The sequence below is a fragment of the Methylibium sp. genome (assembly GCF_031393925.1).
GTDB lineage: Bacteria > Pseudomonadota > Gammaproteobacteria > Burkholderiales > Burkholderiaceae_C > Methylibium.
Window position 1 is genome coordinate 1 of the sequence record NZ_JANMWL010000224.1, and the last position, 6,562, is coordinate 6,562.

7 protein-coding genes are annotated in these 6,562 nt (G+C 68.2%); 1 reads left to right on the plus strand and 6 read right to left on the minus strand.

What is annotated here, in order from left to right:
* Positions 1–155 precede the first annotated feature (155 nt).
* The 4 genes from RMO12_RS11735 to RMO12_RS11750 form a co-directional block, all read right to left on the minus strand.
* Complete coding sequence (locus RMO12_RS11735; RefSeq protein WP_309639429.1) at positions 156–1,613, minus strand: amidase family protein; 1,458 nt, start codon at positions 1,611–1,613, stop codon at positions 156–158.
* A 61-nt stretch (positions 1,614–1,674) separates the two neighbouring features.
* Positions 1,675–2,178, minus strand: coding sequence for a RidA family protein (locus tag RMO12_RS11740; protein WP_309639430.1), 504 nt, complete (start codon positions 2,176–2,178; stop codon positions 1,675–1,677).
* 49 nt (positions 2,179–2,227) lie between these two features.
* Positions 2,228–3,151 (minus strand): YbgC/FadM family acyl-CoA thioesterase, encoded by a 924-nt coding sequence (locus RMO12_RS11745; RefSeq protein WP_309639431.1) that lies wholly within the window; start codon positions 3,149–3,151, stop codon positions 2,228–2,230.
* Positions 3,148–4,086 carry an alpha/beta hydrolase gene (locus RMO12_RS11750; protein ID WP_309639432.1) on the minus strand — a complete coding sequence of 313 codons (939 nt, stop codon included), beginning with the start codon at positions 4,084–4,086 and terminating at the stop codon, positions 3,148–3,150. The genes RMO12_RS11745 and RMO12_RS11750 overlap by 4 nt, the downstream gene beginning before the upstream one ends.
* Positions 4,087–4,156: 70 nt before the next feature.
* Here RMO12_RS11750 and RMO12_RS11755 point away from each other — a divergent pair, with 70 nt between their 5' ends.
* Positions 4,157–5,293 (plus strand): iron-containing alcohol dehydrogenase, encoded by a 1,137-nt coding sequence (locus RMO12_RS11755; protein ID WP_309639433.1) that lies wholly within the window; start codon positions 4,157–4,159, stop codon positions 5,291–5,293.
* A 130-nt stretch (positions 5,294–5,423) separates the two neighbouring features.
* Here the strand turns inward: RMO12_RS11755 and RMO12_RS11760 are convergent, their stop codons facing one another.
* Entirely contained in the window at positions 5,424–5,660 is a 237-nt protein-coding gene (locus tag RMO12_RS11760) for a DUF1653 domain-containing protein (protein ID WP_309639434.1), read from the minus strand.
* 191 nt (positions 5,661–5,851) lie between these two features.
* The coding region (locus RMO12_RS11765) for an NADPH:quinone reductase (protein ID WP_309639435.1) at positions 5,852–6,562 on the minus strand (711 nt) is incomplete at its 5' end.

Below are 6,562 nucleotides of genomic sequence, written 5' to 3' on the forward strand. Positions count from 1 at the left end.
GCGGCGTCAGGTCACCGACGCTTTCTCTGCACAGCCGCCGCTCAGCTGGAGTCTGCGAACGGCTGCTGCGGGTCGCCTGTTGACCACAGCAAACGACGACAGCAGTCGTTTAGCACCAAAGTCAACAAGCTTCCCGTCGTCATCCACCCAGCTTTCTAGAGCCCCATCTCCGCGAGCATTCCCGGCCACCTGTGTTTCCAGGGCTGCGCTGCCTCAAAGCAGGCCGACGCTCTTAAAACAAGCGCGTCGTCCAGGTGTCTGCCGATGATTTGAAGCCCGATGGGAAGTCCGTCCTCGGTCCAGCCGGCGGGGACGGTGGCGGCCGGGCTGCCTGTCAAGTTATAGGGGTAGGTGAAGTGCAGCCACTCGAACTGATCGACCTCACGACCATCGATCACGGTGGGGCCCTGTATCCCGACCTCGAAAGGCGGGACCGCCACGGTCGGCGTGATCAGCAAATCGTAATTGCGCATAAAGCGCCACATCTTGTTGGTCACCGCTTTGCGCACGACCATTGCATCGGTGAGCTGTTCTGCGGTCCATTCGGTGCGAAGAACGGCCGCCAGGTGAGGCGTCATTTTTTCACCCAAGCGGTCGGCCATTGCCCTCAAGCCGCGCAAATCAGTCTCGCGGATCACCATGCCCCAAAAGCCGTCATAGGGGTTGTCCCAGCCTGGATTGGCTTCTTCGACGATGCACCCCAGGTCACGCTCGAATACCTTCGCGGCCTCAGCCACGATCTTTCGCACACGCGGGTCGACGGCCGCATAGCCCAAGTCGGCGCTGTAGGCGACGCGCTTGCCCTTCAGGTCGCCCCGCAGTGCCGTGAGCCAGTCGAAATCTCGTTCATAAGGCAGCGATCGGCTGTCACGGTCGTCGGGCCCCGCGATCACCGAGAGCACCAGTGCGCTGTCGGCCACGGTGCGGCTCATCGGCCCGAGGTGTTCGAGGGCTTCCCAGCTTGATACGCCGGGGTAGCGTTCGTCTTTGGTGCCTGGGTACAAAGGCACCCGCCCCATCGACGCTTTCATTCCAAAGAGCCCCGAGAAAGAGCTTGGAATGCGCACCGATCCGCCGCCGTCGCCGCCGATCGCAATCGGCCCCATACCACCCGCCACGGCCGCGCCCGAGCCGGCGCTGGAGCCGCCCGGCGTGAGGGTCGTGTTCCATGGATTTCGGCTGGTCTCGAACACCGGGTTGTGCCCGACACCGCTGTAGCCGAACTCGGGCACGTTGGTCTTGCCGATGATGATCGCGCCCGCCTGCTTCAGTCGCTCCACCACCACATCGTCTTCATCGGGAACGAAGTCCGCATAGGCCCAGGAGCCCGACACGGTCTTGACGCCCTGGGTGCAGACCAAATCCTTGATGCCGACCGGAACGCCGGCGAGCGGGCCCACCGCGACGCCCGCCATGATGTTTTTATCGACGCGCTCGGCGGCTGCAATCGCCAGTTCTGGCGTGGGCGTACAAAAGGCATGCAGCTGCGGTTCGAGCCGGTTCATGCGGTCGATGACGGCGCGCGTCACTTCGACTGCGGAGAGCTGCTTGGTGCGAACCAGATTTGCAAGATGCACCGCATCCATGCGGCAGATTTCGTTCGATGTGCTCATGGGTCAACCTCGTTTGAAAAGAGTGTCCGCGCCTTGTCTGGCAAGCCGAAGTACGTTCGCGCTAAAACGTGCTTGGCCCCGCTTCCGCCTCGCCGAGTGCGACCAGCAGGTCGAGCTCGACCGACGCGTTCTTGGGCAATTGGTGAACGCCCACCGCCGTGCGCGTGTGACCACCGTGGGGTTCGAGCAGCGTGTAGAGAATCTCCGAGGCGGCGTCCGCCACTTCGCTTTGCTCGGTGAAGTTCGCGGCGCTGTGGACGTAGACGTTCATGCGCAGCACCTTGGCAACGCGATCGAGCGAGCCGAGCGACTGGCGAGCGACGATCAGCGCGCGCACCACGCAAATGCGCGCGGCGCGGCAGCCCTCTTCGAGTGACACGTCGGCGCCGACGCTGCCCGCCACTGCGACGGCGCCGCGCACGCGCGGAATCTGCCCGCTCACGAACAACTGGCCGCCGTGTTCGACGGCCACTTCATGGCGCGGCACGGCGCGGATGTGTTCTGCGATGTCGAGACCGAACTCGGCCGCGAGTTTCTTGAGTTGTGCGTCACGGGAGGAGGTCATGGGGGCGTCCTGTCTTTCGTCGGTCTTTCTTCGAACCAGCGGTCGTCATTCACCGAAGCGAACGTCGCATGGCGACATGGGGCGTGCCCGCCTCATCGAACGCCGGCCCTTGCTGCGTAAAGCCGCGCCGGCTGAAGAAGCCCGCCGCCGAGCGTGGCGCGTTCAGCATCGCCTCGGCGTCGCCGCGTTCGCGCGCCGCCGCCAGCAGCGCGTCGAGCACCGCCGAGCCCAGGCCGGCGCCGCGCAGCGCCTGGCGCACCGCCATGCGACCGAGCTTCACGGCGCCGCTGCCCGCGGCTTGCAGGCGGCCGGTGGCGAGCGCCATGCCGATGCGGTTGTAGGCCACGGCATGCAGGCAACTCGCGTCAGTCGCATCGGCCGCGTCGACGTCCAGCTCGGCGGCAATGCCTTGCTCCTGCACGAACACCTCGTCGCGGATCGCGCGCGCGTCGGCGGCCAGCGTCTGCCACGAGCCGGTGCGCACCGTGTGCATGGCCTCGCCCGCCTCGTAGCCCTGCAACAGCGCCCGAAGGTCCGCCGGCACCGGCTTGCTTTTTTGTGTGGCCGGGTCGGCGAACACGTAGACCAGCTCGCCCGCGACGAGCAGGGTGTCCTGGCGAAACACCGCGCCCTCGAACTGCATCGACGAGCTGCCGATGCGCACCGAGCGGATGCCGATGTCGAGCTGCTCGTCGTAGCGCGCCGAGGCGTGGTACTCGAGCGTGGACTTGCGCACATAGAGATCGCCGCCAAAGCCTTGCATCGATTCAACATACGGCAGCGCCAGCGCGCGCCAGTAGTCGGCCACCGCCGTGTCCAGGTACAGCAGGAAGTGGCCGTTGAAGACGATGCCCTGCAGGTCGACTTCGGCCCAGCGCACGCGCAGGCGGTGGAGCTGGCGAAATGTGCCGCGGGTCGCGGCCTGGTTCGGCGCGCTGCCGGCCGGGGCACGCTCCTGGCCCTGCGGGCTCATGGCCACAGCGCCTCGCGCAGCGCGCGCGCCGCCGCTTCCTGGGCGAGCCGCGCTTCGGGCACGGTGCGGCCCATCTTGACGAAGTCGTGGACGACGCCACGCCACACCTCCAAGGTGACCGGCACGCCGACGGCACGCAGCTTGTCGCCGTAGGCCAGGCCTTCGTCGAGCAAGGGGTCGAATTCGGCCAGGCCGATCCAGGCGGGCGCCACGCCCTCGTGATCGGGCGCGCTCAGCGGTGCGAAGCGCCAGTCGTCGCGCTCGGGCTCGTCGATGTAGTGAGCGAAAAACCAGTCGATCATCGGTTTATCGAGCAGCAAACCTTCGCCGTGCCGGCGGTGCGACTCGGTCTGCTGGCGCCCCACCGTGCCGGGGTAGATGAGCAACTGCAGCGCCAGAGGCAGGCCGGCGTCGCGCGCCAGCAGCGCGCACACCGCAGCGAGCGTGCCGCCGGCACTGTCGCCGCCGACGGCCAGGCGGCTCGCGTCCACGCCGAGCAGGTCGCCCTCGCGCGCCAGCCACTGCAACGCGTCCCAGGCGTCGTTGACTGCGCTCGGAAAGCGGTGCTCGGGTGCGAGCCGGTAATCGAGCGCCACCACCGCCACGCCGCTGAGCAACGCCAGCTGGCGACACAGGCTGTCGTGGCTGTCGAGGCTGCCGATGCAAAAGCCCCCGCCGTGCAGATAGAGCAGCACCGGCGCACGCAGGGGCCGGCTCAGGTAGAGCCGCGCGGCGAGCGTGTGGCCGTCGCGCGCGGGGATCGTCAGGTCTTCCACGCGGCTCAGCGCGGCGCGCGGCAAATCAAGCATCTCGGCGCCGATTTCGTAGGCGCCGCGCACCTCTTGGAGCGACAGCGTGTGCAGCGGACCACGGCGCGCACGCTGGATGCGCTCGAGCACGCTGCGCATGGCCGGGGTCAGGGCGTCAAGGCTCATCGGGAGGCGGTCGGGTTCGAGGGCCACGAGCATACTGGCAGCCTGCCCCGCGCACTGCTTTCTCCCCACCATGGCCAGCATCTTCTACATCACCCAGATCCAGTTCGACTTTGGCGCGGTGCGCGAACTCGCGGCCGAGTGCGCGCGCATCGGCATTGCCCGCCCGCTCGTCATCACCGACGCCGGCGTGCGTGCCGCGGGCGTGCTGCAAAGGGCGCTCGACGCGCTGCACGAGCTGCCGGTGGCGGTGTTCGACGGCACGCCCTCCAACCCCACCGAGGCGGCAGTGCGCGCCGCGCGCGAGGTGTGGACGGCGCACCGGGCCGATGGGCTCGTGGCCGTGGGCGGCGGCTCCAGCATCGACCTGGCCAAGGGTTTGGCGATCCTGGCCACCCACCCCGGCGAGCTCAAGACCTACGCCACCATCGAAGGCGGCTCGGCCCGCATCACCGAGGCGGTCGCGCCGATCATCGCGGTGCCCACCACCGCCGGCACCGGCAGCGAAGTGGCGCGCGGCGCGATCGTGATCGTCGACGACCACCGCAAGCTCGGTTTTCATTCGTGGCACCTCGTTCCCAAGGTCGCCATCTGCGACCCCGAACTCACGCTCGGCCTGCCGGCCGGCCTGACCGCGGCCACCGGCATGGACGCGGTGGCGCACTGCATGGAAACCTTCATGTCGGCGGCCTTCAACCCGCCCGCCGACGGCATTGCGCTCGACGGCCTGGAGCGCGGTTGGGCCCACATCGAGCGCGCCACCCGCAACGGCAGCGACCGCGAAGCGCGCCGCCAGATGATGAGCGCCTCGATGCAGGGCGCGCTGGCGTTCCAGAAGGGCCTGGGCTGCGTGCATTCGCTCTCGCACAGCCTGGGCGGCGTCAATCCCAAGCTGCACCACGGCTGCCTGAACGCGATGTTCCTGCCCGCCGTGGTGCGTTTCAACGCCCCGTCCGAGAGCGTGAAGAGCGAACGCCGGCTCGAGCGCATGGCACGCGCCATGGGCTTGGCTTCGGCCGACGACGTGGCGCCGGCCCTCACCGACATGAACGCGCGCCTGGGTTTGCCCAGCGGCCTGGCAGCGCTCGGCGTGGAGCCGGCCTGGTTCGACCGCATCATCCAGGGCGCGCTGGCCGACCACTGCCACAAGACCAATCCGCGTCTGGCGAGCGCCGAGGATTACCGCGCGATGCTGGTCGCGTCGATGTGAGATCGAGCGTCAGGCGTGCACGGACTTGTTGCAGCAATTCAAAGAACACAGCCAGCGATCCGCGATCCTGAGAGAGCAAGAGACGGTTGCCGTACACCGCGGCGCGCACACCTGACAGGCGCTCCCTGCCTTACTCAGCGGCAAAGCGCGCCACGCGCCGGCCGTCGATCACGAGCTGTTCGATGAACATCGCATGCGGCCGCACCCACAGGCCCGACTCGCCGTAGAGAGGCCGGTACACCACCAGCGGCTCCAAGGTCTCGCTGTGGCGGGCCACCCCGATTACGTGGTAGCGCAGGCCCTTGTAGTGGACGTAGACGCCCGGCGCGAGTGCGGGCAAGGCGGGCAGAGAAGCAGCGGCGGACATCGGCCGATTGTGGGTGCGCCAACGACGCATCGGCGGTTTTGGCGGTACGGGCTGCGGGTGGCGAGGTCCGGCGGGGCAAAGGCGCGCCCGGACGCGCCTTTGCCGCCCCAACCGACCTTTTGCCCTTGCCCTTGCCCTTGCCTAAAGCGGCCCCAGCAGCGACACCACGTCGCCACGACGCCCGAAGCGCCTCAAGGAATGGCCAGCACCACATTGCCGACCGTCTGGCCGCCTTCGACCGCTTCATGGGCTTCAACGATGCGCTCGAGCGGCAATCGCTGCGCAATGTTGTGCACCAGCGCGCCGCGCTCCAGAAACCCCGTGAGCGCCGCCTCGGCCCGCTCACGATCGCCCCGCTCCAGGTGGTAGACCATGAAGTAGCTCATCGTGATGTTCTTCGCGATGAGCGGAAAAAACGGCAGCTCGAACTTGCCCGCTCCGCTGCCGTAGACGATGCAATTGCCGCCCGGGGCGATGACGTCGATGTCGAGTGCGGCATTGGCCGCGATGTCGAGCTCGACGATGCGCTCGACGCCCTGCCCCGCGGTGGCCTGTCGGATCTGCTCGGCGGCGTCGCTGCTTCGGTAATCGATCACCGCGTGCGCACCGGCCGCTTTGGCGAGCTCGGCCTTCTGCGCCGTGCTGGTCGTGGCCAGCACCAGGCGCGCACCGAGCAGCCTCGCGAACTGCACGGCGTAGTGGCCGACCGCCCCGGCGCCGCCTGCCACCAGCACGCTCTGGCCCCGCACACCGCCGGCCATCAACATCGCGTGCAGGGCGGTGAGCGCCGGTATGCCCAGGCAGGCGCCGGCCTCGTCGCTCGCATGGGCGGGCAGGGCCACGGCTTGCGCTTGCGCCAGGCAGACGTACTGCGCTGCCGTGCCGAACGGTCGGCCCCAGGC